Origin of the sequence: Streptomyces sp. NPDC058579, assembly GCF_042718575.1 — a bacterium.
In the GTDB taxonomy this organism is placed as follows: domain Bacteria; phylum Actinomycetota; class Actinomycetes; order Streptomycetales; family Streptomycetaceae; genus Streptomyces.
Window position 1 is genome coordinate 98251 of the sequence record NZ_JBHXPI010000015.1, and the last position, 23916, is coordinate 122166.

General features: G+C 71.0%; 26 protein-coding genes. 1 reads left to right on the forward strand and 25 read right to left on the reverse strand.

Annotated elements, in window-relative coordinates:
- Positions 1-15: 15 nt before the first annotated feature.
- The 8 genes from ACFWRO_RS19320 to ACFWRO_RS19355 form a co-directional block, all read right to left on the reverse strand.
- On the reverse strand, positions 16-837 hold the full coding sequence (locus ACFWRO_RS19320) for a DUF317 domain-containing protein (RefSeq protein WP_384511712.1): 822 nt from the start codon (positions 835-837) through the stop codon (positions 16-18).
- A complete protein-coding gene (locus ACFWRO_RS19325; RefSeq protein WP_306768195.1) occupies positions 834-989 on the reverse strand; it encodes a hypothetical protein in 156 nt (51 codons plus the stop codon). The genes ACFWRO_RS19320 and ACFWRO_RS19325 overlap by 4 nt, the downstream gene beginning before the upstream one ends.
- Before the next feature lie 282 nt (positions 990-1271).
- Complete coding sequence (locus ACFWRO_RS19330; RefSeq protein ID WP_384511714.1) at positions 1272-1673, reverse strand: hypothetical protein; 402 nt, start codon at positions 1671-1673, stop codon at positions 1272-1274.
- Between the two features lie 29 nt (positions 1674-1702).
- Positions 1703-2443 carry a hypothetical protein gene (locus ACFWRO_RS19335; RefSeq protein WP_384511716.1) on the reverse strand — a complete coding sequence of 247 codons (741 nt, stop codon included), beginning with the start codon at positions 2441-2443 and terminating at the stop codon, positions 1703-1705.
- 20 nt (positions 2444-2463) lie between these two features.
- Positions 2464-2955, reverse strand: a complete 492-nt coding sequence (locus ACFWRO_RS19340; RefSeq protein WP_384511718.1) for a hypothetical protein — start codon at positions 2953-2955, stop codon at positions 2464-2466.
- 209 nt (positions 2956-3164) lie between these two features.
- Positions 3165-3992: a relaxase/mobilization nuclease gene (locus tag ACFWRO_RS19345; protein WP_384511720.1), complete on the reverse strand. Its 828-nt coding sequence runs from the start codon at positions 3990-3992 to the stop codon at positions 3165-3167.
- On the reverse strand, positions 3989-4408 hold the full coding sequence (locus ACFWRO_RS19350) for a hypothetical protein (RefSeq protein WP_384511722.1): 420 nt from the start codon (positions 4406-4408) through the stop codon (positions 3989-3991). Before ACFWRO_RS19350 ends, ACFWRO_RS19345 begins: the two co-directional genes overlap by 4 nt.
- Before the next feature lie 128 nt (positions 4409-4536).
- The gene (locus tag ACFWRO_RS19355; RefSeq protein ID WP_384511724.1) at positions 4537-4923 is read right to left on the reverse strand and encodes a hypothetical protein; all 387 of its coding nucleotides are present in this window, start codon (positions 4921-4923) and stop codon (positions 4537-4539) included.
- A gap of 307 nt (positions 4924-5230) precedes the next feature.
- Here ACFWRO_RS19355 and ACFWRO_RS19360 point away from each other — a divergent pair, with 307 nt between their 5' ends.
- On the forward strand, positions 5231-6202 hold the full coding sequence (locus ACFWRO_RS19360; RefSeq protein WP_384511726.1) for an SGNH/GDSL hydrolase family protein: 972 nt from the start codon (positions 5231-5233) through the stop codon (positions 6200-6202).
- A 278-nt stretch (positions 6203-6480) separates the two neighbouring features.
- Here ACFWRO_RS19360 and ACFWRO_RS19365 read toward each other — a convergent pair whose 3' ends face one another.
- The 17 genes from ACFWRO_RS19365 to ACFWRO_RS19445 all read right to left on the reverse strand — a co-directional run bounded on the left by ACFWRO_RS19365 (position 6481) and on the right by ACFWRO_RS19445 (position 23886).
- Positions 6481-8895 (reverse strand): tyrosine-type recombinase/integrase, encoded by a 2415-nt coding sequence (locus tag ACFWRO_RS19365; protein ID WP_384511728.1) that lies wholly within the window; start codon positions 8893-8895, stop codon positions 6481-6483.
- Positions 8888-10084, reverse strand: coding sequence for a tyrosine-type recombinase/integrase (locus ACFWRO_RS19370; protein WP_384511730.1), 1197 nt, complete (start codon positions 10082-10084; stop codon positions 8888-8890). The genes ACFWRO_RS19365 and ACFWRO_RS19370 overlap by 8 nt, the downstream gene beginning before the upstream one ends.
- 385 nt (positions 10085-10469) lie before the next feature.
- Complete coding sequence (locus tag ACFWRO_RS19375) at positions 10470-12266, reverse strand: hypothetical protein (protein ID WP_384511732.1); 1797 nt, start codon at positions 12264-12266, stop codon at positions 10470-10472.
- Complete coding sequence (locus ACFWRO_RS19380; protein ID WP_384511833.1) at positions 12263-13411, reverse strand: AAA family ATPase; 1149 nt, start codon at positions 13409-13411, stop codon at positions 12263-12265. The genes ACFWRO_RS19375 and ACFWRO_RS19380 overlap by 4 nt, the downstream gene beginning before the upstream one ends.
- 196 nt (positions 13412-13607) lie before the next feature.
- The gene (locus ACFWRO_RS19385; RefSeq protein WP_384511835.1) at positions 13608-13829 is read right to left on the reverse strand and encodes a hypothetical protein; all 222 of its coding nucleotides are present in this window, start codon (positions 13827-13829) and stop codon (positions 13608-13610) included.
- A 37-nt stretch (positions 13830-13866) separates the two neighbouring features.
- Complete coding sequence (locus ACFWRO_RS19390) at positions 13867-15114, reverse strand: MFS transporter (RefSeq protein ID WP_384511734.1); 1248 nt, start codon at positions 15112-15114, stop codon at positions 13867-13869.
- Positions 15115-15207: 93 nt separating this feature from the next.
- A complete protein-coding gene (locus ACFWRO_RS19395) occupies positions 15208-16383 on the reverse strand; it encodes a hypothetical protein (protein WP_384511736.1) in 1176 nt (391 codons plus the stop codon).
- Entirely contained in the window at positions 16380-17330 is a 951-nt protein-coding gene (locus ACFWRO_RS19400) for a hypothetical protein (protein ID WP_384511738.1), read from the reverse strand. Before ACFWRO_RS19400 ends, ACFWRO_RS19395 begins: the two co-directional genes overlap by 4 nt.
- Positions 17331-17433: 103 nt before the next feature.
- On the reverse strand, positions 17434-17853 hold the full coding sequence (locus ACFWRO_RS19405) for a hypothetical protein (RefSeq protein ID WP_384511740.1): 420 nt from the start codon (positions 17851-17853) through the stop codon (positions 17434-17436).
- Complete coding sequence (locus tag ACFWRO_RS19410; protein ID WP_384511742.1) at positions 17850-18581, reverse strand: hypothetical protein; 732 nt, start codon at positions 18579-18581, stop codon at positions 17850-17852. The genes ACFWRO_RS19405 and ACFWRO_RS19410 overlap by 4 nt, the downstream gene beginning before the upstream one ends.
- Positions 18578-18931: a hypothetical protein gene (locus ACFWRO_RS19415; protein WP_384511744.1), complete on the reverse strand. Its 354-nt coding sequence runs from the start codon at positions 18929-18931 to the stop codon at positions 18578-18580. Before ACFWRO_RS19415 ends, ACFWRO_RS19410 begins: the two co-directional genes overlap by 4 nt.
- 100 nt (positions 18932-19031) lie before the next feature.
- Positions 19032-19610, reverse strand: coding sequence for a hypothetical protein (locus tag ACFWRO_RS19420; protein WP_384511746.1), 579 nt, complete (start codon positions 19608-19610; stop codon positions 19032-19034).
- A gap of 22 nt (positions 19611-19632) precedes the next feature.
- On the reverse strand, positions 19633-20055 hold the full coding sequence (locus ACFWRO_RS19425; protein ID WP_384511748.1) for a hypothetical protein: 423 nt from the start codon (positions 20053-20055) through the stop codon (positions 19633-19635).
- Positions 20056-20531: 476 nt separating this feature from the next.
- Positions 20532-20954 carry a hypothetical protein gene (locus ACFWRO_RS19430; RefSeq protein WP_384511750.1) on the reverse strand — a complete coding sequence of 141 codons (423 nt, stop codon included), beginning with the start codon at positions 20952-20954 and terminating at the stop codon, positions 20532-20534.
- Between the two features lie 51 nt (positions 20955-21005).
- Complete coding sequence (locus ACFWRO_RS19435; RefSeq protein WP_384511752.1) at positions 21006-21518, reverse strand: hypothetical protein; 513 nt, start codon at positions 21516-21518, stop codon at positions 21006-21008.
- Positions 21515-22297, reverse strand: coding sequence for a ParB/RepB/Spo0J family partition protein (locus tag ACFWRO_RS19440; RefSeq protein ID WP_384511754.1), 783 nt, complete (start codon positions 22295-22297; stop codon positions 21515-21517). Before ACFWRO_RS19440 ends, ACFWRO_RS19435 begins: the two co-directional genes overlap by 4 nt.
- Before the next feature lie 74 nt (positions 22298-22371).
- Entirely contained in the window at positions 22372-23886 is a 1515-nt protein-coding gene (locus ACFWRO_RS19445) for a VirB4 family type IV secretion system protein (protein ID WP_384511756.1), read from the reverse strand.
- Positions 23887-23916: the final 30 nt, after the last annotated feature.

Genomic DNA, 23916 nt, shown 5'->3' on the forward strand with positions numbered 1-23916 from the left:
TCCTTCAGGTGGCATTCATCGGGTACGGGCTCCGCCGCTCGCTGCGTACGGGCGGGCGGGAGCGGGCTTACGGGTGCGGGCGCGGGCGGCGGCCCAGGAGTTACGCCCCCAGGTGGTGGCGCGGGCGGCGGTGATCCGGGCCTGCTGCCAGGCGCTGAGCTCCGAGGGCCGTACGGATACGGAGGTGACCTGGATCCACTTCGAAGGCGGGACGTGTCCGCGGGGCCGCATGGCCGGTTGAGGGTCGGCGAGCGCGGCGGAGAAGTTCTCGATCAGGTGCATCGGGGTTGTGGAGGAGAAGACCGCGTCCCAGGTCCGGCCGTGCTCGGTGCGGGCGCCGGCCCACCAGTGCGCCTGACCTGGCTCGTTCTGGTGGAACTGCAGCCAGGCGTTGCGGTCGGGGCTGATGGCGGTGAAGTGCTGGTCGCGCTCGGTCTCCCACTGCTGCTGCTGGAGCGGCGACCACGGGTTGGGGGCGTGGGCCGAACGGTCTCGGGTCAGGGCGTCGGTGAACCCGGCGACGATCTCCACCGGCGTCTGCCGGGTGAAGGTGACCTGCCAGGCGGCCTCGGTCGCGGTGGCCTGGCCCTGGATGTGCCAGCCGCCAGGGTGTCCGTCGGGGTGTTCGATGGGGTCGTAGACGACGCGCACCAGGTGGTCGGCGCGGTCGAATACGAGCGGCCCGCCGGTGACGGAGCGGTCCGTCCAGCCGGAGGCGCGCAGGAACTCGGTCACGTGCCGGATGTCGCCGCCGCCGGCCAGATGCCGGGGCTCGACGAGGTAGTGCTGCTCGGCCTGGTCACCGGCCCCCCAGTTGGGGTGCTGTCGAGGGCTCACCGGTGCCTCCGTACGACGAGGGGAACCGGCACGGGCGGCTTGACGGGCGTGGTGGAGGGGGTGCGGGCGGCGGCCAGGGTGTCGAGGTGCTCGTCGAGGTCGAGGCCGATGTCGTTGAGCTCGTTGGCGGCGCGCCCCAGGGCGAGCCACACCTCCGGCGGCAGTAGTCCCTGCGTGGCCTGCTGTTGGGCGAAGCGGCTGGCGGTCGCGGCCAGAGTGGTGAACGCAGCCAGTGCACCGTGCTCGGGGTCGAAGACGTCGGCCAGGACGGCGACGGCGTCCGGTGGCGTGCCCGGCCGGGTCAGGTACTCGTTGAGGTGGGCGAGCCGGGTGGCGATGCTGCGGGCCTGGTAGGCGCCGTAGGTACGGGGGGCGGGCTGTTGGTTCAGGGCGTGGCTCCAGAGGGCGGAGGGTCGGTGCGAGCCGGGGCGTGGTCAGCGCCGGGGGCCATGCGGGCCGGTGGCCGGGGGCGGCGGAGGCTGGGAGGGATCCGCGTTCGGCTTCTGCGAGGCGCGGTGGGCGAGCATGCTCTGGGCCCATGCGGTGACGTCGAGTTCGTCGGGGTCGATGTTGACGTTGAACCCGGCGATCATGAGAGGGAGGATCGCTCGCGTGGCGAGCTGCCGCTGGGCCTTCTGATCCAGGCCGTCGGGGGTCTCGTGCCAGGTGTAGACGGGCCCGGCGGTCACCTCTTGCCGACGCTCCAGACCGGACGCATCGAGCCGGGCGAGGAGTTCCTCGGGGGCGCCTGTCCTGGTGACGATGTGGAGGCGATCGGGGTGGTCGGCCTTGCGGTAGATCTCCACGTCCGTGTTGTTGGCGTCCGCGAGGTTCAAGACGTGCTCCATGGGGTCGGCGGCGGAGCTCATCGGCTGCGCGCGGCGGAGGTCGTCGGCCGGGCGGGCAGCGGCCGGGTCGTGGCGGGTGCCGACGGTGCGGGGTGCCGCATCCCGACGCCGACACCGAGCTCGGCGAGCAGGGCCCCCACAGCCCGGACGTACCGCGCCTGGAGGGCGGTGTCATCGCCGGGCAGCACGAGCAGATCCTGACGGGAGTCGTGGACGAAGCCGTGTTCGGTCAGGAGCCGGGCCAGCGCCACGGAGTCGGGGACCGGGGTGGTCAGGGCGTCGGCGGCCCAGGTGAGGTCGACCTGCTCGGGAAGCGGGGCATCGAGCGCGGCGGCATTGCGGCGGGCGTGTGCCAGGGCGTCCGCGTAGCGGGGGAGCAGGTGCAGGGTGGTGGCCTCGGCGGCGTGGAACGGGTCGGCGGGGACGGCGAGACCGTCGGGCTCGCGGACTCCCGCGTACGCGGCGTCGGGGAGGTCGGCGGGGGACAGGGCGGCGACGAGGAAGCCGTCGGCCTGGCCGAGGTGGTCGATGACGAGCAGGCGGGTGTTGTCGTCGGTGCGGGTGAGGACCGCGCAGTGGGTCGCGGAGTGGGAGGCGATGGCGTGGGCTGTCTGGTCCATGTCCCACACGGCGGTGGTGAGGTGGTCGTAGTCGGTACCGCCGTGGTCGGGGTGGTACTGGCTGGTCCACCGGCCGGGCAGTTCGCCGGCGAGGATGGTGGCGAAGGATTCGAGGTCGCTGGGATCGGTGTCGTGCAAGGCAGTCCTTGGTGCGTGGGTCAACGGCGCCGGGCCGGTGGCGGGCCGGCCGGCCGGGGCGGCAGTGCGGGGACGGGGCAGGGGCAGTGGACGGACGCTTCGCGTTCGTGGTCCGCGACTTCGCCGGGGCAGGGGCGGCGTGCGGGGTGGTCCTCGTGCCGGTCGGTGAGTTCGTTGCGCAGCTGGTGGAGCTGGGCGGCGATGACCGCGAGGTGGTGTCCGCTCAGGCCGCGCACGGTGGCGGCGACGTGCCGGTCGAAGTCCTGGTCGAGGGTTTCCAGGAACTCATCGACGGAGTCCATGACTTGGGCGAGGCCGGCGAGGACGCCGTCGTGGGAGGCGGTCAGCTCGGTCAGGACGGCTGCTGCGTCCTGGGTGGTGGAGGGCCGCCGCAGCTGGTCGGCGAGGGTGGCGACCTGCGCCCCGAGGGGCAGATAGTGGGAGGTGCGTTGGTCGGTGTCGAAGGTGTCGTCGCAGGCGACCCAGTAGCCGACCGAGCGGAGCGCGGACACCGCGGCGGTGGCGAGGGCTTCCTCGGCGGCCTGGTCGAGGCCGGTGTGGGGCGGTGGTACTGCTCGTGTCGGCGGAGGACGTGGACGAAGCCGGTGCGCTGGAGGACGCTGTGGGCTTCCGGGTCGCCTCCGTGGGCGAGGACTTCGCCGGAGTCCGGATCGCGGCGCAGTTCGATGTGGCGGTCGCTGAGCGCCAAGCAGGAGTCTCCTTACATAGGGAGCCGTGTTCCCTTTCGTGCCGCCGGGAGCGCGGTTGGGAGGCTCGGTGCCGTGGCGCGCGGGGGTGCCGGCGGCCGACGGAGTTCCGCGGCAGTGGTGGTGAGGTCCTGCTGGAGGTCGAACAGGCGGCGGGCGAGCCACTCCAGGCGGTGACCCGCCTCGCGGAGGGGGGCCTGTGGGTGCCCGGCGAGGAGCTGGGCGTGCAGCTCGACGACGCGGCGTGCGTTGGCGAGCGGGGCGGTCACCTCCGCCAGGGGAGCGATGCGGTCGGTGGTGGTGAGCGCGCCGGGGGTGAGCAGGCCGAGGTCGCTCTCCAGGCGGCGGGCCTCGGCGGCCAGGTGGAGGGGAAGGGCAGGGGGCTGGCGCTGCCAGGTGCCGTCGAGCCGGATCAGGCTGGCGATCAGGCTGAGGTGGTGTGGACGGGCCTGGAAGGCGACCCATCGGTAGCCCTGGTCGTCGCCGGGGATCTCGATGTCGGCCGCGCGGGCGAGGCGGTGAGCGACCTCGGACCACTCCTGCCCGGTCAGTGACCGGTCTTCGGGCGTGAGGCGGACGTCCAGGTGGAAGACCGAGCGCCGGTCCTGGCCGGGGCTCACCGCGAAGGGATACTCGAACAGCGGATCGTTGATGTGTTCCGCCCAGTCCAGCACCGTCCACGACCCCGGTTCTCCGACGGCCGTGTACGCGTCCAGCCCCGGCCAGTAGGCCACCACCGTGTCCGCGGGGAGCTTCTCCTCGTAAGAGAGCGGGGTGTCGAAGACGTCGTCGGCCAGCAGAGGTCCGACGTCGCCACGCCGCTGGTGGACGCGGATGATCACCGTCCGGCCGCCTTCCCGTCCGTGGTGTGGACGAGCTGGCCGAGGTCGGTCACCCGGTACCAGCCGAGGTCAACCTCCTGCGTTCCGACGACCTTCGGGAGGAGGAAGTCCTCCAGGGCGCGCAGGTAGATCAGGCAGTCGGGGCACCGCTTGGAGAGGTGGACGAGGTAACGGGGGTGGGCGGTGATGAACGACTGCGAGCCGCCGAGCGGGTTGCGTACCCGCCATCCGTCCTCGTCGGTCGGGGTGTGCCAGGAGGGCGCAACGACGGTCATCGACTCGCCCCACAGTTCGCCGTCGGCTACGCCCTTGATCACCACGATCTGGTCGCCGGGGGCGAAGTGGGCGTGGGTGATGTCGCGGTCGGAGGTGATCGTGTCGACGGGGGCGAACACGGGGCGGGTGGGTTCGGGCACGGTGGGTCCTTCCGCAGAAAGCCGCAGGTGGCGTTGGGGGCAGGACTCCATGGTCTGGAAATCGGCCGGTTAGGCTAACCGGCGAACGTGCGCTATATATGTGCGATTTCGCGTCGGTGCGCAGGCGGTCAGCGGTGCGGGTTCTCGGTGCCGATGTCGGCGCTCGTGGCGGCGTCGAGCAGCTCGGGGAGGTCGGTGCCGTCGGTGTCGCGCTGGTCGATCCACCACCCGGCGCGGCTGATCGTACGGATCTTGTCCTCCAGGACGGCCCAGTTCGCCTCGTCCCAGGTGCCTTCGCTGACCAGGGCCGCGTATGCGGCGGTGACGATCTGGAACCGGGAGCGCTCGCCCCAGGCCAGGGCCCGCTCGGACCCCTCCAGCGGGGGCATGTCGAACCGCTCGGCCCACTCGACGGCCGCGGCCTGTTCCTCCGCGCGGCGGGCGGCGAGCCACTGGTCCTTCGCGACGGTGTCGGCGTCGCGGGCGGCCTTCCAGCAGTCGGTGCTTCTCTGCACTTCACTCGGATGGGCTCGGGCTCGACTTCTGTGAAGCGACGCCGCGCACGCTCGCCTGCGGCGTGTACCCGGATCCCAACGTGCTGGGCCACCGTTGAGCGCCGATCCGTTGAGCGACGGGCCGTCATGGAAGTTGAGGGCGGAGCCTGGGTCCCGACAGCTCCTCAGCTTTCAGCGGCAGTGCTCACCCGAGTGGTTTCGAGACTGATGATCGTTGGCTCACCGAGAGGGCGTGTCGAGACGGATGGTCACTTTCTGTGATGCGAAGCTACGGCAAGTGATCTCTGTTTCCGATTTTGGAGGACTCGTGACGCAGCTCCGTAAGCGCCTGACTCTGCTGGGCTCCGCCGCCGCTCTCGCCTCGACCGCCATCGTTCCCAGCCAGATCGCAGGGGCGTCCCCGGCTGCGGCGGCGTCGTACGAGTGGGTCGCGCTCGGCGACTCCTACACCGCCGGTGTCATCCCGGCCGCCGGCAACGTCTTCGAGGTTCCTCGTGACGGCTGTGATCGCACCGACCAGTCATACCCGCAGGTCATGGACCGCGACCTCGGCGGGCTCATCGACCTGACCAACGTCAGTTGCGGTGCCGCCACGATCGAGGACGTCACCTTCCGCGCCCAGGAGCCGATCGGGCGTCACCTGCCACCGTTCTCCGAGGACCCGGACTACCCCTTCCCGGCGGTGCCGCCGCAGTCCCAGTTGGTCCGCGCCAGCACCAACGTGGTCACCGTCGGCGTGGGCGGCAACACCCTCGGGTTCGCCGACATCCTCCGGAAGTGCCTGGAACTCGGGGCGGGCAGCGAAGGGAAGGGCACCCCCTGCAAGGACGACCTGGCCGCCGGCATTCCCGCGCGCCTGGCCAAGGTGAGCAGCGACTACGACGAGATGCTCGCGGTGATCCACGCACGTGGCCCGAAGGCCAAGATCCTGGCCGTCGGCTACCCCACGGTCATGCCCAAGGACACCTCCAAGTGCACCTACAACAACAGGCAGCAGTTCGGCTCGATCACGCCCGGAGACCTGGCGTGGCTGCGCACTGACGTCCTGGAACCCCTCAACCAGGCCATCGAGAAGTCTGCCGGTTCGCACGATGCCACCAGCTTCGTCAACCTCTACGACTCCTCCGCGAACCACAGTGTCTGCGACGCTGGCAAGTGGGTGGAGGGGATCTTCACCGGCGACCAGGAGCCCGCCTTCGTCCACCCCAACGCCGCGGGCCACCGCAACGCTGCCAGCCACGTCACCAGCGCGGTCCTGAACGCCCTCGACGTCAGCTGACCCACACCCGGTACCCCACGCTATGCACGCCGCGCTGTCTCCGGTACCTGGGCCGGAGGCAGCCCCGACCACCCAGCACGCCGGTGTCAACGCGGCCCCCCGAGGCGCCACGACGGCCGGCACGCGTGGTAGATCATCGGCAGTCGGATGCGGATCGTCCACCACCGATCCGCCGAGCGATCGGAGACCACCGCAGAAGTTGGACCAGAGCCCGTTCTCGTGTACAGAGCCGTCACCCCATGGGAATGCCCGCGCGGTCACGTGACCGCAGTCGGGGTTCACCGCAGCCGCTGTTGCCTGTAGGGCTCGGGGAAACCCAGCTCGATGGGCGGGCGGTGTGCGATGCGCTGGGTGTCTTCGCGCTTGGCGCGGAGGAGCTGGAGGGTGAGATCGATCCCTTCGACCTCTCCGGCCCAGCCTTCGGCCTGGGCGCGGGATCTTCGGGCGATGAGGTCGGCTTCGAGGTCGTCCAGCCGGCTGATCATCTTCGGGTTGACCTGGAGCATCGGACATCGGATGCAGGCGTGTTCGTGCTGGCAGGGGGTGCCGTAGGGGCGTCCGCAGGAACCGAGTTCGACCTTGCGCTTGTCGAAGTGCTCCTCGAACTCGGTCCACTCCTCGGTGGTGACGTCACGGTACTCATGATCAGGGCGGAGCCGACGGCGTTCGTTGAGATGGACGATGTAGTGGCGGACGATGTCCTCGTCGAAAACGGCGACGTAGCCGCGGGTGGTCTGGATGTTGAGATCGCCGATATGGATGGGCAGTCCGCTGTTGACGAGCTCGGTGGCGAAGATGCGGCGGAAGTCGTGCGGGGTGAACTTGACCGAGCGGAAGGTGGGATGGCGTTCAGCGAGGTTCTTGCAGCACCGCGCGAGCATGTGCAGAACGGTGAATGGGCTGATCACGCTGCGTGTGGAGCCGATCTTGCGTTGGAACAGGAATGGCATGGGCGGGCTCCAGATCTTGTCGTGCGGGTCGAAGCGCCGCAGGACCGGGACCGGGCTGCCGTCGCGGGTGTGCCGGCGGATGATGGACGCGATCACGTGGAATAGCTCGGCGGACATCGGGATGACGCGCTCGCGGTCGGTCTTGGACGGGCTGATGACCAAGAGGGCGACCATCTCGCCGTTGCTGCGCTGGTAATGGCGGACGCTGAGGTGGCTGACCTCGCACAACTCCTCGATGCGCACGCCTGAGTGGTGGAGGGTCTCGACCGCGGCCCAGTCCCAGAATGCGGTCTCCTCCTCCGTTTCGATCTGGACCAGCCGCCCGCTGTCGTCCCGGACGCGGACGGGAGCGCGGCGACCGCCGCGGATGAGGGTGAGGTCCTCCGGTGTCTGGACGCGGCGGTAGGTGCGGCCGTCGTGGGTGAAGGTCGTGTCAGCTGCTGCTGCCGACGCCTGTTCCAGGAGAGTGCGGGTGTGGTTGTAGCGTTCTTCGACGTGCCGGACGAGCAGGGGCAGGAGGGGCTGTCGCTGACGGGTTCGGTCGGCGGACCGCTCGTTGATCCGGCGGCGCCGCTTGGCCAGCCCGCGCAGTTCTCCGGGCGGGACGGGGCATGAGGCGACCCAGGGACCCCATCGTTCGGGTTCGTCGGCCGCCCAGGTGTGCAGGTCGTAGTAGAAGCTGCGGACCGCGATGACGATGCTGTCGACGCCGGCTCTGGGTTTGCCGTCGTGGCGGACGCTGATCTGCCGGCGCCAGGTGCTGTAGAGGTCGGCCGGAATGTTCAGGTCTGCTTGCTCGATGCGCACCCAGTAGTAGTGGGCGACGGCGCGGACGAGGTTCACCAGGGAGGCGTAGTCGGTGTCGGACCTGCGGCGGTGGAAGTAGTCGAGCAGGAGTCGACGGACGCTCTGGTTGCGGATGGTGTGACGGTCGACGAGTTCTTCGAGCGTGAGTTGACCGCGGTGCAGAGCCTGACGCATCGTGGCGGGGGTGCTGGCGGGGAAGTGGCCCATCGAGTGCAGGACATTCCAGGCGGCATGCCCGGCATAGGTATTGGCGTCCTTCTTGCCGGGGCGCAGGACGGCTTTCGCCCCTCGTGACTCGTGAGCGTGGTGGAGCAAGGCCGCCGGGGTGAGGTCGGCGAAGCCGATGCCCTGGACCGCGAGCAGGCAGCACACGTCGAAGAGCGCTCGGCGTTTGTGGGGCCAGGAGAAGTCATGGAGGGCGACCTGCTCAGCGTACCTTTCCAGCATGGGATCGTTCTGCACGGCGATGAACTGGTCGGCGAATCCGCTGAAGTTGTGCTTCGTCAGCACCAGCAGCTTCGGCTGGACGACGCGGAGGCAGAGCAGAGCCCTGACGCCGACGCCGTTGTTCCGTCCGGACCCGTTGGTGCCCAGATCGCCGACACTGATTTCGCCGCGTCCCAGAGGACTGGCGTCCCAGCGCTGTTGCCACGTGCTGCCCTCGAACCCGCTCAGGTAGGACAGGACCTGCCGGGTGGAGGCTCGGTGCGCGGCGGCGGTTGCCGCGGCCGCGTACGGCAAGGCGTCGTGCGCGAGCAGGCCGATGAGGTGGGGCGTGGCGGCGGACAGATCCCCCCGAGGCCGCGGCAAGACGGTTGCCAAGCCTGGTCCCGCGGCGATGAGACCGGAGGAAAAGGAGCTGGTGGAGTCGGGCTTGTCGCCGGTGTGGCTGTGGCGGCGGCTGACCCCGGTGGTGGGGCGGGGGAGGTCAGCCACCGAACACCGCCTCGATGTCCTCAGCGGCGTAGCCCGCGGGGTAGCGCGTGGCCGGTCGCGGGGTGGAGTAATGCTCGGTGAGTCGGTCGAAGAGCTCCTCGATGCGGACGGCCAGATAGCGGCCCGTGGTCTGGATGTTGGCATGCCGCATGATCGTCTGAACTTCCGGGAGGGTGAGCTTTGCACCGTTGGCCATGCGGTACGCAGCGGTGTGCCGCAGGTCGTGCAGCGACCAGTTCGTGCCCAGCAGATCGTTCGCCCGCTGCATGACCCGGCGCATGGCCCAGTAGGTCAGTGGGCGATCACGGCCCCGGCGGGCCCGCCAGACCGGTTCGCCCTCGGCGGGTGTGCCGGCGCTGTCGAGGTAGAGGGCCAGACGGAACAGGCCCTGCGGGGAAACCGGAACGGCCTCCCTGGACCGGCTGCCTTTGCTGGTCACGTAGATCCGCTGGCCGGACCAGTCGACCTCGGCAACGGTGACGCCGAGGAGTTCCTCGGCGCGCGCACCGCTGGAGACGAAGATCTCCAGAAGCGCGCGGTCCCGGTCGCAGTTCATCGCCGCGAACAGTTCGTCCCACAGCCGGTCGGGGATCGACCGCGGAGGCCGGTCGGGCACCCGCTGGCGCAGCCGCGCCCGGCCCACCACCGGCGTAGGCTCCAACGGACTGCGATGCCCCAACGCACGGCGCCGCTGAACCGAGTGCGGCACCGGATTGACGACCGGCCCTCGGCCCTGATGAGCATGGAACTCGTAGAACCCACTGATCACCGTCAGAGCATGGTTGATGGTCCGCGGGGCGTACCCAGCGCCGAGAGACGCCTTGCCCGTGCGGACATTGACCGTACCGGCGACCGGCTTGTCGGCCCGGTGCCGCTGACGCTGCGGGTTGGCAGCCGAGCGCAACCACCCTGTGAGCACCGCGACCTCGGCCTCCGTAGCCCGCTCCCACTCGGTGCCCAGCAGCCACAGCAGGCGGAACCACCGCAGCATTCCGAAGCCGTAGCTACGGCAGGTCAGCGGGCTGCAATCTCCAAGAGCCAGGTCCCTCAGGAAGGCGCTGATCGACTCGACCTCCGCCCCCGCCGCATCAAGCACTGCGTACGGCGGATGTGCCCGGTTGACCTCCACGACTTGCCCGAGGCGGGGGAGGGCACGTCGGCCCTCAATCAACTCGACTCGCAGATCCATCACTTGCTCCTCGTTCGCGACCTTTACGTCGGGACCAACGAGATGGGAATGGTGCAGTTAACAGTGCACTCGCGGCCGGCGAGCCAGCGGGCGAACCCTGCCCGGCGGTCGGCCGCCCGGTCGGAGAGGTTGTGGGCTACCTCGTGTCCACAGCTGTGGATCACGGGCCAGACGGTCTTGACCCCAGGGGAATTCCGGTTGCTGGACGTTACGTTCGAGGTCGGGCTGCTGGTCTGGGGCTTCAAGTCGACTGCCTTTCGTTGGCGGTTGGGGAGGTACGTCGTTGCGGAGGGTCGTGCATCAGATGCACGATTCGGGCGACGGACGGGGGTGGTCCGGGGCGCGTGGCGGAGGTCTCGGGGACGCTTCTGCCTTCTGCGTCGTCTCAGCGTGTCCTGCGGATGGCGTCGGTGGCCGCCGTGGCGATGGCGGCGGGAGCGCTGGAGGGCCGGGGCAGGTGCAGCAGGGTGGTCCCCGGCAGGTGGTGGGAATTCGCGGTGAGGGTGAGCTGGAGTACGGCGCAGCCGGCGGTCGTGAGTTGCTTGACGCGGGTGACGGCTTGAGCGGTTTCGTCGCTGCGGTACCGGGCGTCGGTGACGATCACGAGTAGGCGGCCGGCGCCGGGGAGGCTGAGTGCGAGGCCGTGGTCGAGTGCGTCGATGGCGTCGCCGAGGTTGTGGGCGCCGCCGTTGGCATCGAACGTCGTCACGCGCTCCGGTGCCCGGTGGGTGGGTCGGGTCAGTGCGGTCAGATGCCTGTCGTAGGCGATGGTGGCGGTGAGGGAGTCGGGGTCGGTCAGGGCTGCTGCGCGTGCCACGATCCAGGCGGCGGACGCGACGGGCGCGCAGGCGGCCCGCATGGAGCCGGAGACGTCGACGGCGATACCCACGCGCAGCGGTGGGGTGGGGCTATTCCGGCGGCGGGTGTGGGTGAACGGCTCCGCGGTGGGGACCGACCCGGCCGCGCGCTGAGCGTCACGGGCGAGGGCCGCGCGCATGTTGAGGCGACCGGGCGGGGTGGGGCTGGTGGTCCGCTCCTCGGTCCGCTCGCGGTAGGCGGCTGCACGCAGGGCACGGCTCAGGCGCGCGGCGGCACTCTGCTCGTCGGCGGTGGGCCTGCGGGTGCCGGTGACCGGGCTGCTGCGGGGCGCCGGTGTGCCGTCGGGGCTGACGGTGCCGCGGGCGTTGAAGACCGACTTGGCGGTGGCGGCGGCTTGGCGTCGCTGGCCGGCCCGCTGGGCGCGGTCCTGGGCCTGCGCCTCGGACTGGGCGGCCATGGCGTTGTTCGCTGCTGCCTGTTCCGCAAGGTCGGCGGCGTCGGTGGCTGCCGTGCTGTCCATGACGACCCCCACGGCGCCGGACAGCAGATCGCGGAGGTTCTCCGGCGCGGGCAGGGCGGGAGCCGCGACGTCCAGAGCGTCACACCACTCCTGGGCGTGCCCGAGCATGGTCGTGGCGTCGTGGTCGGCGCACTGGTGGGCTGCGGTCCAGATGCGGGTGAGGGTGGCCAGCAGGTCTGCGCCCAGCACCTTTTCGCACAGATCGGCGACGGCCCGGGTCTCGCCGGCGTCCAGGATGCCGACGTCACGGCGGCCGAGGATCAGGGCCGCCACGCCGGCGGCGTGCTCGATGCCCTGGAGGGTGGGGTGGGCGATGTCGGGCATGACCAGGGTTCGGGCACTGGCGCGCAGGTACGTGCGGTCGGTGGGCCGCCTGGTCAGGTGTGCGCCTTCGGCGCGGCTCTCCTCCAGCAGGAACGCGGCCTCGACGACACGGGGGTCCGCTCCGGCAGGCGGTGTCCAGACGGAGTGGGCCGCGTGCGCGGCCTCGTGGACGAACACTCCCCAGGCGGCGGGATACCGCTCCTCGTCGCCCACGATCCGCGGATGGATCTCGTGGGGCTGGAGCGGGGCGAACAGGCCGGCGTCGAACTCGACCTCGCCCAGCGCGGGGAAGAACGCGGCCGGTGCGCCGCTGCGCGTGCCGGGGCGGCAGGTGACGAGGAGGTCCTGGCGGCCGGAGAGGGCGACCAGCCGGTCGCCGAGTTCGGCTCCCACGCGCAGCCACGCGTCCGGGGAGGAACGCGGCTGCGCGGGCGGGGCGCCGTCGTCGTCCCAGCGCGCGAGGTCGGCGTCGTCGTCCCTGGTGGTGGCGGGGGACTGGACGTGGTGGTGCGCGCTCATCGCGAGCGGCCCCGGTGCACGGAGACGGTGCTGCCCGGAGGCTTTCGAACGGCCGAGGCGGGAAGCTGCTTGCCGAGGGTGAGGGGCGCGATCTTCTTGACGCCGACCGCCTTGATGACGGCGTCGGCGACGGCGTCGCGATCCTCCAGCGGAGCGATGCCGACCAGGTTCGCGAGCGCGGCTTGCGTGCCCAGGACGGCCTCGGTCTTCTGGTAGCTGAGCAGTTCCCGCAGCTGGGGGGCCCAGCCCAGCTCGCCGAGTTCGACCTGGCGTGCGAGGTGTCGGGCGACCCGGACCACCCGGGCATCGATCCTCAACGCCAGGGCGAGGTCATAGTCCGTGCCGATCTGGATCTGCACGCTGAACCGGGACGACAGCGCCTCCGTCAAAACCGCCCCGTGGACGCCGGGATTGTGGCCCGCCACCACGTAGAAGCCCGGCTCGGCCTTGATGGTCTCGCCCCGGTGGGCCTTGACCTGGATCTGGCGGCGGCCGTCCATCGCGGGGTACAGCGCCGCCAGGACCTTCGGGGAGATCAGGGTGGCATCGTCGATCAGCAGGGCGCGGCCCTCGGTCATCGCGGTGACCAACGGACCGTACTGGAAGACGTAGCCCCCCGCGTCGGCCTGCGTGTACTCGCCGATCAGGTCGCCGACCGTGGTGTCGCCGTCACCGGCGACGGTGATCAGGTCCGGGAACGCCGCCTCGACCAGACTCGTCTTGCCGGTGCCCGGAGGGCCGTAGAGCAGCACCGGCACGTCGGCGTCGCGCAGGCGATTCAACGCCTCGACGTCGGGCAGATCGGCCAGCTCCCGGGGGTGGTAGAGCTGGCCCCCCGCGCGGCGGATCGGGCCGGTCTGCTGGGGCTTGGCTGCCGCGGGAGTGGTCGTGCGGGCCGTGGCCGCCTGGGCACGGGGAGAGTGGGTGCCCGGTGGGCTGATCACAGCGGTCTGCGCGGCTGCGGCAGTTTTCGCGTTCGCACGGAACTCCGGCTGCCCGCTTCCGGTGCCGCTTTGGTCGGCCTCGGCGCGTCGCACCAGGGTGAGGGCGGCGTTGCGGACGGCGCCGTGGGAGTGGCCCAGCTGCCGGGCCATGTCCCCGATGGTGAGAGTGTCCGTAGGCCGGTCGGCCAGCAGTCGGGCCACCTTGGCCCGTAGTTCGCCGCCCTTGGTCCGTGCTGGACTGGTAGGTGTTCCGGGTGTGGTCAATACGAGAGTCCTTCAACAGGTACGGGTGCGGGCGGGGTTGGCGATACGCTGCTGGAGAGACTGGTCGCTCTCGGAGCGGATCACGGACTGTGCCGACATCGGCGACCGGGCCAACCGGGGCGTACGTCGGCGCTCACCGGCCGACCGGGGGCTCGGTACAGGTGCAGGGGATGGCCGGCGGCGAGCAGTTCGCTGGCTGCCGAGCAGGCCCGTGCGCCTGCTCCGTACTGGGCTCCGTCGCTCGGCAGGCGCAGCCTGGCGCCTCTTCGAAGCCGGACTGGAGCAGGATCCGCCGGGCGGCGGCGCCATAGCGGGTGGTGGTGATCTCGCCGGTAATGCTGTGCCGGATCGGGATGAACGGCTCGGATGGTGATTCGGGCAAGGCGGGAGTCCTATCGACGGTGGCGGTGGCGGTGGCGCGGTGGGGTGGAGGTGCGGCGGTGCCGGCCCGGCTGGCGGCGGGGGCCGAGCACGGGCCGGGAGAGTGCGAAGACGGTGGTGGCGATGGCGGCGCCGGCGGCGGGGAGCGCGGATAGGCCGAGGAGGTGGTCGGCGAGGGTGCCGGCGAGGACGGTGCCCGCGGCCTGGCCGGTGCCGACGGCGAGGATCAGCCACGAGTACGCCTCCGTGGTCCGCGAGGCGGGGGCGAGGGCATCGATCGTCTCGAACCCGCAGGTGATGACCATGGTGAGGAAGAGCCCCGGTAGGGCGGCGGCGACGATCGCCGTGTGAGGGCCCGGCTGGGTCAGCAGCGCCAGCCACCCGACTGTGAACAGAGCTGCTGTGCAGCTGAGTTGGGTGGCGGGCGCGGCGCGGCGGGCGAGGCGTGCGAAGAGCAGGCCGCCGAGGAACGATCCGGTGGAGAACGCGGCGGGCAGTACGCCGGTCAGCCAGGCGGCTTGATTGGTTTCGGCGATGGCCGCAGCCCAGACTCCCAGCCCGCCCAAGGACACCCCGAGTGCGGCGAGCCCCATGCACAGCAGCACCATGCCGCCGCTCACGAGCCGGTGTCGATTCGCTGGCCGGGCGGACTCGACCGCTTCCTCTCGGTAGGGGCGCCAGGTGCGCGAGGGCGCGGAGGTGAGGACGCTGGCGGTGCCGACGAGTACAAGCACGGAGGCCGCGGTCAGTGCGACGTCGGCTCCGAACGTGGTGGCGAGCCAGGTGGCCAGGAGCGGACCGGCGACATACATCAAGCCCTGGGCGCCGGTGTCGAGGGCCTGGATGACCTTTCGCTGCCCCAGGTCGGTCACGACGCTCGGCCACAGTGACCTCAGACCGGATTCCAGTGGCGGGGCGGAGAGGCCGGCGAGGGCGACCGCGGCTCCGATCAGCCACGTGCTGCCGCCTGGACCGATGACGGGCAGGGCGAGCAGGCTGCAGCTGGAGACGATGGCGGCGGGCGCGCTCACACGGGTCTGCCCATGCCGGTCCATGAGCCTGCCCTTCACCGGCTGGGTGACGCTGGCGGTCAGCCCGTAGATGGCGGCAAGTGCGCTGGCCGTCGCCAGGGACCCTCCGCCGCCCGTGACCCACAGGACCAGGGAGACGGCGACCATGCCGCTCGGCATCCGGCCGGTCAGGGTGCCGGCGAGCAGGCGCAGGACGTGGCGTGTGCCGAGAACGGCCCGGTAGGTCACGGGCGGTGAGGCGAGGGGGCGTTCGGCCAAGAGCAAGGAGGGCGGAGACTTTCCGGGAGGTGGCCGAGGCTCGCCCGCGGCCTCGTGCTTGAGTCAGAGGCGGCGCGGGACGCGGGGCGGGGCGGCCTGGGCAGGCGGAGGCGGCGGGGTGGTCCGCACGGCGGGCGGGGGTATGAGGTGCCGTGGCTGCGGGGTGCGGTGCGGCGGCAGGACGGCGATCGTGTCCTGGAAGGCGATGAGCGCATGGCGGAGCTGCTGGTCCAGGACGTCGGTCTGGACCATGAGCCCCCGCAACCGCACCGACAGATCCCGACCGGTGACGGTCTCGGTGGCGAGCGCGAAGTCGGCGCATTCGGCCAGGAGGTCGGAGAGCTGGGAGAGGTGGCGGGCGTCGGCGCCGTCGCTCACGACGTAGTCGAGAACCTCGGAGATCTCCTGGCTCTGCGTGGTGCCGGCGATCTGCTCGATGAGGTCGGCCAACGGCGGAACCTTCCCCGCGCGGCGGGGGAACCTTCCGCGCGGGTGCAGCACGCCGGGCTGAATGGCCGCAGGCAGGTCGGCCTGCGCCTGGTCGAGCGTGTCGTAGCGGCCCAGGACGCGCATCGTGGCGCTGTCGACGTCTCCGGCGACGATGAGGACGCAGTCCTCGGTGGGCTGGTCGAGGTCAGGGACCTCGACGACGGTGATCTGCCGACCAGCCGCGTCGTATCTGCTCTCGTACAGGTACATCATGTGGCGACGGCGGACATCGTGCGCGTGGGCGGTCCACCGTGCCTCTTCGGCAGCGGGCAGTTCAGGTCCCGCAGGCGGCGGGCCCTCCTGTACGGCGAGGTCGCGCAGGAACCGTGGCCGGTCGGCCCAGGTGACGTGGCACTGCCGCGAGGTCGACCGGTCGGCGATCGACTGCTCGGAGTGGTGGCGGGCATGGTCTGCGGCAGCTTCGAGGTCGTCCACGAGCAGGTTCCACCCGGCTACGTGCCGGGCGGATGGCTGGAACTCCAGGGCGGTACGGGCCCGGTCGATGAGAAGGGCCGTATGGGGCAGGAGTGCGGCGAACTCCATTGCCTGTTCCCGGTGTTGTTCCGCCACGATCGCTCGTTCCATGGCGACGCACTCGGGCCACCCGGTGCTTGCCCGGACACGGGCGACCCCGTCGTCGCCGCGCGCCTGGATGGAGGCGAACCGTTTGGCATAGGCCGCCAGAGCGTCGAACGCCGCAGGGACCGCGGGCGAGTCGGACTCGCCAGAGTCGTTGCGAGGTTGCGTCACCGGCGTCTCACCGTGAGCTCCGACAGGGCAGGCGCAGGTGCCAGAGCCAGCGTTCGGCTCCCGGTCCGGCGCCCCTGTTCGAGGGGCGGCGGCACGCTGGCGACGGTGCGCAGGGAGAGGACGACGAGCTCCTCGCCGCCTTCCACGAGCCACCAGCCGAGCGGATCGGGATGCGCCGTGACCGGCGTCGGCCCGGTCTCAGCGGCCGGCGCCGTGACGATGACCTCCACGCGGTGGAGGAAGTCGGCCTCGTGCTCGGTGAGGGCGCCCAGGTTCCGGATCGCCGCGATGACGAGCGGCGCGGAGGCTGCGAACCGGACGTAGGCATCGACGAGGTCGGCCGGGGCGGGGTCGGGGATGGTGCCGGCCTCGTAGGTCTCACGTGCCCAGGTGAGATCGTCCGACAGATCGGCGATGTGCGCCTGCAGGACCGAGCGGGTGTAGGCCGGAAGGAGCCCAGTGCGGATGACGTGCGCGGCGGTCGAGGCCGTCGGTGGCACCGTCACGCCGGGTGGGGCGGTCGCGTTCGTCGGGCCCGGGACGTGGCCGGGGCGCAGGGCGCCGATGTGGTACACGTCGAGGCGGGGGTCCTTGACGACGGCGAGTTCCGTCCCGTCGTCGCGCTTCAGGATGGCGGCCTGCCGCACCCGGTGGCCCGCCAGAGTCTGGGCGATGGGCCCGGTGCTCCACAGGGCGCAGGCGAGGTCCTCCTGCCAGACACGGAGCGAGTAGTTCTCGACCTCGGCGGTCCACTGGCCGGGCAGGTACTCGCCCACGTCGAGCGCGACGTCCCCGATGTACCGCTCGCTACTGGGCGTGAGCTGCAGCCCGAGGGTCCGCGCGGCGACGGCGCCGAGGGTGAGCAGGGCCTGCCGGGCATGGGCGAGATCGGACAGCGGCAAGACCATGTCGCCGGAGTCGTTCTTTTCGAACCCGGACAGCTCCATGGCGGTGCGGGCCCACTGCCAGGCGTCGCCGTCGACGAGGCCGACGATGCCGTCGCGGTCGCTGGTGAACAGAGTGATCCGGGTGACGGAGGCCGAGGCTGGTTCACGGGAGCTCAGGTGCAGGGTCCTCTCGGTGTGGGTGCCCGGGTGGGCAGGGTTCGGTGTGGAAGGCGGTGAGGTGGTCGACGCCGAGCTGGTAGAGCTGACGGTCGGCGATGTCGAGGAGGTCGGCGGTGCGCAGGTACCGCTCGGCGAGGACGGGATGACCGCGCTCGCGGCACCATCCCCCTGTGGTGCGCAGCGCGTCACGGAGGGCGAGGAGCGGGCTGGTCGCGGTACCGGTCAAGGCGTCGACGATGACGTGGACCTCGGCGGCGCACCGCTCGTCGCCCAGGTGCTGTGTCCAGGCCCGGACGGATTCGGCGGGATCCGGCAGCGCGAGGGCGGCCAGGTAGTGGAGCGTCTGTGCGCGGGCGCGGCGGCGTAGCTCCGTGCCGGCCGGAGTCTGAGTGGCGGCGGTCACCGGCTTCGTCCCGGCTCACCTGGCGCGGCTGCCTTCGCGGGGAGATGGGCCTCGTACTCGCGTGCTCGGGCGTGGCCGAGCCGGTGGATGAGGCTCTGCAACTTCGCCGGGACCTCGGCGGTGGCCTGCGTCGTGCGGCCTGCGGATGAGGTGACGTCGGGTGCGGCGCGCAGGCGAAGGGCGATGCGGTCGACCTCGGTTTCCACGACCCGTAGGACCCCGCTGAGCTCGGCCAGGCGCCGGGCGTCGCGGTCGTGAGCCGGGCCAGGGAGGCTCGAGACGGCGGTGGCGACGGCAAGGAGCACGTCGGCGGCGGGCCGCAGGAGACTGTCCTCGCCCTGGGCAAGAGCGGCCAGCGCGCGTCCCGCTTCGTGCGGCTGCTGCAGGTCCGACCCGCCCGCGGCCCGAGCCTTCAGGGCCTGGGCCGCTGCCGCCACGGACGGCGGGACGTCCGCACCGTCTTCCGACGGGACGGACGCCGGCGACAGAGCCGGGTCGAGGCGGACGGGGTAGCGGGCGGCGCGCAGCATCTCCGCGGCCTGGGAGGCGTGCTCGTTCTCCCACTCCACGCCCATGTCGAAGGGGAGACGGTGCCAGATGCCGCGCAGCGTGTACTGCCTGACGAACCCCGCACGCGCGAGCAGCTCGGAGGCCAGGCTGTCCATCGGCCCCTCCGCCTCCACCTGGCCGCCCCGACCGCGGACGATCGTGATCAGGTCATCGGTCACCGGCCACGCCCCTGGCCCGAGACCGGGATGGAGCCCACCGGCCGTGAGGGTGCCGGCGCGGCCTGGGCGGAGACGGTCGGCCGGTACTGCGCCGAGCGGATTCCGGCGGCCTGCGCGATCCGGGAGCGGCGCTCCATCAGCCCGGCCCGGGGCTGGACCCGGGGCGGGCCGGCGCTCTGGGACGGGTCGAGGGTGTAGTCGGCGTAGACGTCGAAGCCCCGCTGGCGCAGGTCATGGACGGCTTGCCGCGCACGGCGCACTCCGTCGTACTCCGGCATGGCCAGCCGGTACAGCCCCGGCTGCTCGGGGACGGGCTCGAACTGCTCGGCGGTCAGGTACCAGTGCGCCAAATGAGGCGGTGTATGGGCGGTGGCGGAAGCGACGAACCCGTGGTAAGGGTGCCGGCCGAAGGTGAAGTGCTGATTCAGAAGGACTCCTTGAAGAGAGCGGTCAGCGGCGTGGTGGTCGAGTGGCGGCCCGTGCAGGAGCGGCTGGCGGCGTGGGAGTGAGGTTGGGCAGGTCGCGGGGCAGGGACATCGGCGGCGGAGTGCCGGGCATCCACAGCGCCATCGCCTCGCTGAAGTGGGTCCGGGGGTCGGTGTCCCAGGAGATGACCGGGCCGCGAGCGTCCATCTGGCGGCTGATGACCTCGATGCCGGCCGGATGGAGGACGTACCCCCAGTGATGGCCTTCGGAGCTGTGCTGGGTGATGACGTCCCGCTCGGCGGGCGTCCCGTCGAGGTTCACGACGCCGGTCATCTCGCGGCTGGGCCACTGCTCGCCGCCGGTCAGCCGCTGGAGCAGGCCCGGGGGCGCTCCGTCGAGGAGGTCGGTTCCGATCTCCTCCCAGGCGAAGACGACATCGTCCACCAGGTATCGGCTGAGGGCTTCGAGGTCCCGGCCGAAGCGGAAGCGGTAGGCGGCGAGGAGCAGCGGCACCATGTTCGGCGGGCTGCTGTCGTACTGGAGGTGAACGCCGGTGTAGCCGCCGTCCGGGTCGGGGCGGGCAATGAAGGCAGGGGATCCCAAGAAGGCTCCAAGGGAGAAGGGATTACGGGGTGCGCCTGGGCTGGGGCGCGGAGGACACGGGCGGCCGGGGCGTGCCTGCCGCGCGAGGGTGGTGGCGCGTCGGCGGGGGCGGGGAAAGGCCGGCCATGCGCTCGGGGACGACGTGGAGGTCTTCACCGAGCCGCCGTACTTGGACGGCGGCGTCGGCGAGGTCCTTCGCCAGGTAGAAAGCGTCGTCGTCCCCGTCGTCGCGGTCGTACGCGCGGGCCCGGTCGGCTGTGGAGTCGAGGAGTTCCGCGAGGCGGGTGAGCAGGCCGTCGGTGCCGTCGACGAGTTGGTGCAGGACCGCGGCGGCTTCCCGCGCGTCCGTGCTCGCGACGACGGCGCTGCTCAGGGCGTGCAGCAGGTTGCCGTAGGGGAAGCGAGCGTCGGGCAGATCGGCGCTGTCGAGGCTCGAGCCGTGCACGCCGGCCGTCGCCGGACCGTGGTCGGCAGAGTCGGTTCGGGGAGGCAGGGAGCCCCCTTTCTGCAGCGGCATGGCCTGGGTTACCGCGCGCGGCCCGACGAGCACGGGGCGGCGGAGTGCAGAGCCGCCCCGGTAGCGACCCGGCTCGGCCGGGGCGTACTGGTGCGGGCCGCCGTGACCACAGCGATGCCCGATACCGCCGCGGGGTGGCGGTAGTTGAGCCCGATCCCGAGCTTGGCCAATCGGTCGGCGAGGACCTGGATGCGTACGGCCGTGGCGACAGGCCCGGACTCAGAACGCAGGAGGAACGCACCCTGATTCGGGACGTACTGGAATCCGGTCAGGTACAGGGTGTCTCGGGCTTCAGCGGGGACGTGTCCGTACGGGGCGCCGAGGAGCCCGTCCTCGTAGCGGACGAGCGTGACCGCGCTGGTCTCTGCCGGTGCCTGTCGGTGAGCCGGAGGGGCAGGCCGTCGTCACGCTTGCTCGCGCACGGCCTCCGCGGCACGGGCGTATCGGGGGAGGAGTCGGCGAGTGATCGCGGCGGCGGCACGGACGGGATCGGCGCCGATCGCGATGCCGTTCGGCTCGGGTACGCCATGGAATTGGTGCGGCAGGAAGCCGGGCGGCTCCAGCGCGGCGACGAGGAACTGCTGGGGTCTGAGGGGCCGGTCGATGATGTAGAGCTCTTGTCCGGCCGGGCCGGTGAGGACCGCGTCGTGGCCGAGGACGAACTCGCTGACCGCCCAGTCGATGTGACCGTTGTCCCACAGCCGGTCAGCGGTCGGGAACTGATCGCTGTAGGAGGGATGAAGGTGATACGCGCTTGTCCAGTCACCCGGGAGCCGATCTGCGATCTCCAGGGCGAAGGTTTCGAGTGAGGGTGAATTCCGCAGCATGGTCTCCGATATGTCGTGGGCGTGGCCAGTCGAGGTACGAGGCTGGGGCGCCTACAAGTCCTCGTGGTCGCGGTCCCAGTCGGCGTCGTCGAGGGTGTCCTGCTCGTAGCGGAAGACGGCTTCCTCCAGCGGGTGGAGGCTGGAGATTCCGGGGTGGGAGCGGAAGGCGTCGGTGCGCTCGTGGATGTACTGCTGGGTGTCCGCGGCGGCGGTGATGGTGCGGACGGTGTTCCGCGAGGAGATCAGGCCCCACTGCGTCATGTCCGTCGGGGTGGTGTGCTTCATCCACACCCAGATCCCGTTGCCGAGCTTGATGATGCTCTCGGGGTGGTACAGGCCGCCGGTCCTCTTGTTGCGGCGAGGGCTGCGGCGCTCGCCGAGGTCCCGCATCAGGCCCTGGGCGGCCTTCCTCAGGACGGCGCCCTCCAGGTCGTCGCGCTCGCGGATCCGGGCACACAGGTCGTCGAGGAAGTCGTCCTTGTGCATACGGCCGACGTCGGTGGTGACGTATTGGGCGGCTTCGAGGGCGAGCTGGCGCAGCTGGGGGTCGGAAGAGTACTTCACGGGAGGTCGCGGTCCTTCCAAACGGCGGCGATTTCGGCCAGGGCGGTTGCGGCGTGCTCGATCACTTCGCGGGTGACGGCGCGGCCGGGCGGGGCGAGTTCGGGGTCGTACTGGGCGAAGGTGCGGCTGCCGCGTATCTGGGCGAGGGCGGGGAGAACCTCGCAGAGCAGGTTGGTGGCAACCCGGCGCTGCCGCAGGTCCTCTTCGAGTCGGGCTTTCCGCTCCGCCCAGGCACCCTGGACGGTCAGTTCGCCCTCGACCACACGATCAGCGAGCTGAGGGTCCTCGACGCGCAAGCGGGCGAGCTGAGATTCTGCTGAATCTGCCTGGGCCTTGGCCTCACGGGCGGCCTTGTAGGCGTCGTCCAGGGAGACCGCACCGGAGATCACACCGTCCACTAGGTCCGGTGCATGACGCAGCACGGTCCTGGCCTGTCCGATCCGCCCGATGGAGAGGCCGGTCCGTTCAGAAACTGAACGCGCGGTCTGTTCAGTCTCTGAACGCCCCGGATGTTCAGAAACTGAACATGCCGAGGCCGCGATCATCGCGAGCTGCCCCTTGGTCAGATGACGCCGACGGCTGTTGACAGACAGCACGTAGGCTCGGGCATCGTCTCCCTCATACGTGATGAACGCGGGTTCGACACCGGCGATCTCGCAGGCGCGCAGACGGTTCTTGCCGTCAAGGATTCGGCCTGTGGCGTCCAAGACGACAGGCTGACGAAGGCCGTGCTCGCGGATGTCCTCCGCGAGGGCGTGGAGCTCTTCCTCATCGAGCATGGGGAAGAGTGCGGTGGTCGGGTGTAGGTCGATGGTGTTGTCCTGTCGATGTGCAGTGTTGGTCGGTTGGGCACTCAGTGCATGCGGGCGTCGGTGTCGAACAGCGACTTCTCGGTGGGGTGGAGGAGGTGCTGGACGACAAAGCTCCGGCTGGCGACGCGCCACAAGCCGCGTCCGCGGGAGAGGTGGGAGATGGCCTCGGTCTCGACGGCGGTGAGGCCGAGGAGGGTGGCGGCGGCCTGGATCTGGTCGGTTTCCTGGCGGTAGATGATGCGGGTGGAGCAGTCGGCCAGGAGTCCTTCGGCGAGGGCTCGGCCCTGGGATCCGGCGTCGCCCGCGGTGAGCAAGTCGGACAGCCGGTGGATGACCATGAGGTTGGCGATGCCGAGGCCGCGGCTCAGCTTCCACTGGGCCTGCATGCGCTGGAGGAGGCCGGGGTGGCGCATCAGCCTCCACGCCTCGTCGTAGACGATCCACCGCCGGCCGCCGTCGGGGTCGGTGAGCGCTGCCTCCATCCACGCCGAGGCGCAGGTCATGGCCAGTACCAGCGCGGTGTCGTCGCCGGATCCCCCGAGCCGGGACAGGTCGATGGAGAGCATCGGGCTCCCCGGGTCGAAGGCCACCGTGGAGGGGGCGTCGAACATGCCGGCGAGGTCGCCGTGGACGAGGCGGCGCAGGGCGTGGGAGAGGTCGCGGGCGGCGTCGCCGAGGTGGCCGGAGACGGTGCCGGCGGCGGCGTCGAGGAGGTGGGGCTGGGCGAGAGTGTGGGCGATGTCGCCGAGCAGCGGGGCTCGGCCAGCGGCGGTGGCGGCCTGGACGACTCCGTCCAGAGCGATGTCGAGGGCGGTGTGCTCCATGGGGAGCAGGTCGCGGCCGAGGACGGTGCGGGCGAGGGAACCGAGCAGGAGCAAGCGGCGTTTGCGGACCTCGCCGGCCCAGTCCGCGTCCGAGATGGACGGAGGCTTCGGGGCGGCGTCAAGCGGGTTCAGCCGTCCCGGGAGCCCGGGGCCGAGGGCGATGGAAGTGCCGCCGAGCGCGGTGGCGACCGGCGTCCATTCGCCCTTCGGATCGCACGGGACGTAGACGCGGTAGCCGAAGGCGACCGAGCGGAGCGCGAAGGACTTCGCGAGGGCGCTCTTGCCCTGACCGATGACCCCGGCCAGAAGGATGTTCGGGTTGGTGAAGCCCTCGACTTTCCCGTACAGGGAGAAGGGGTCGAAGACGAAGGACCCTTCGGCGTGGACGTCGCGGCCGATGTAGATGCCCTCGGCGCCGAGGCCGCCTTCGGCGAGGAAGGGGTAGGCACCGGAAGCGATGGCTGTGGTCATGCGGTGGGCGGGCAGGCGCAGGCGTTTGCCGCGGGCGGAGGCAGTGCCGGGGCGGCCGGCGGGAGCGTAGAGCGGCGCGGGCATCTCTGCCTCTGCCGCCGTGGCGCCGGCGGTCTCCACGGCGGCGGCCTGCGCTTTGGCGCGGGCTTCGGCGAGCTGCTTGCGGGCTGCGCGCCGGGTGCTGCGGTCGGCGCCGTGCGGGGTGAACAGGGGGCTGGCCGAGGCGCGGCGAGCCCGCCGTCCGGGGCGGTGTCGGGACATGGCTGGGGGATCGTTTCTGCGCGAGGTGGC

Excerpts from the sequence above, each read along its gene's own strand:
- ACFWRO_RS19440 (WP_384511754.1), bottom strand. The coding sequence starts at position 22,297 with ATGCTCGATGAGGAAGAGCTCCACGCCCTCGCGGAGGACATCCGCGAG.
- ACFWRO_RS19370 (WP_384511730.1), bottom strand. The coding sequence starts at position 10,084 with ATGGATCTGCGAGTCGAGTTGATTGAGGGCCGACGTGCCCTCCCCCGC.
- ACFWRO_RS19375 (WP_384511732.1), bottom strand. The coding sequence starts at position 12,266 with ATGAGCGCGCACCACCACGTCCAGTCCCCCGCCACCACCAGGGACGAC.
- ACFWRO_RS19430 (WP_384511750.1), bottom strand. The coding sequence starts at position 20,954 with ATGCTGCGGAATTCACCCTCACTCGAAACCTTCGCCCTGGAGATCGCA.
- ACFWRO_RS19400 (WP_384511738.1), bottom strand. The coding sequence starts at position 17,330 with ATGGAGCTGTCCGGGTTCGAAAAGAACGACTCCGGCGACATGGTCTTG.
- ACFWRO_RS19445 (WP_384511756.1), bottom strand. The coding sequence starts at position 23,886 with ATGTCCCGACACCGCCCCGGACGGCGGGCTCGCCGCGCCTCGGCCAGC.